The sequence below is a fragment of the Candidatus Hakubella thermalkaliphila genome (genome assembly GCF_013281975.1).
Lineage (GTDB): Bacteria > Actinomycetota > Humimicrobiia > Hakubellales > Hakubellaceae > Hakubella > Hakubella thermalkaliphila.
On sequence record NZ_BLRZ01000253.1, the window covers coordinates 1 to 1363 of the forward strand.

The following is a 1363-nucleotide window of genomic DNA, read 5'->3' on the forward strand; positions in this document are numbered from 1 at the left end:
GACAGCCGCCTGAAGGGCCGCCTATTTGCACCGCTTTGAAGGCCTTGCCACCTGCTATCCCTCCCCCGATGTCGAAGAGGAGCTGGCGTATGGTAGTCCCCAATGGTATTTCGACCAATCCAGTGCGGATTACCTTTCCGGCTAAGGCAAAGGTCTTGGTCCCCGGGTTGGTGGGGGTACCAAAGCTGCGAAACCAATCTATTCCATTCGATATGATGCCGGGCACATGGGCCAGAGTCTCGACGTTGTTGATGATCGTCGGTTTCTCCCATAGACCCGAAGTTGCCGGAAAAGGGGGACGCTGGCGCGGCATCCCGCGCCGGCCTTCCATGGCAGCGATCATGGCAGTCTCCTCACCGCAGACGAAGGCGCCGGCTCCTTCTATGATATCAATTTGACACGAGAAATTGCTTCCGAGGATGCTCTCGCCTACTAAACCCTCACATTTGGCGTCGTCTATCGCCCGCTGGGAGCGCCTTACGGCGAGCGGGTACTCCGCTCGCAAGTAAATATACCCCTGCCGAGCTCCGATAGCGTAGGCCGCAATAAGCATTCCCTCCAATACTCGATGGGGGTCGCCCTCAAGCAGGCTGCGGTTCATAAATGCTCCCGGGTCGCCCTCATCCGCGTTGCAGACAATGTATTTGATCTCCTCTGGTTGCCCGGAAGCAAGGCGCCATTTACGGCCGGTGGGAAATCCAGCCCCACCCCGCCCGCGCAGCCCCGCGCTCTCAATTGTATCAATCACTTCCTCAGGGGTCATAGTGGTAAGAACCTTGGCTAATCCCTGGTAGCCGCCGCGAGCAATGTATTCCGGCAGACTCTCCGCGTTGATGTGTCCGCAGTTACGAAGCGCTATTTTCGCCTGGGGTTTTAATACCGCAAGGTCAAAGAGATCAGGAATGTCATCGATTTTACCTTCTCCTACTGTGCCCATCGCCAGATCAGCTCGAGGATTATCCTTAACCAGATACTCTTCTATCAAGAGAGGAATCATCTCTGCTGTGACATGGGAATAGCAGATGCGGGGATGTTTTGGCTTGGCGATATCAACCAGAGGTTCAGCATAACAAAGACCGATACAGCCTACCTGAGCCACATTGGCCGCTAAGCCTCTCTTGTCGAGTTCGGCATTGATGTAATCAAGCAACTTCAAGGCGCCAGAAGCCCGCCCGCAGGTGGCCGCCCCAACGTAAATGTGGGGCTTCTCCTCCAGTTCACGGGAGATGGCATCGGCATAGCGGTTCCTCAGTTGATCAAGTCCTAGCGATGATTTGATCATTCTTCCTCCTTGCGATTCGCCAGCGTGTCGACAATAGTTGCCGCTGCCTCGCGAGTTATCCGAGCGTGTACTTCGCCGTTG

At 55.6% G+C, this 1363-nt stretch carries 1 pseudogene; it reads right to left on the bottom strand.

Going from position 1 to position 1363, the window contains the following annotated elements:
- Window positions 1-1282, bottom strand: a pseudogene (locus HW443_RS11305) (NADH-quinone oxidoreductase subunit F); the annotation flags it as partial.
- Window positions 1283-1363: the final 81 nt, after the last annotated feature.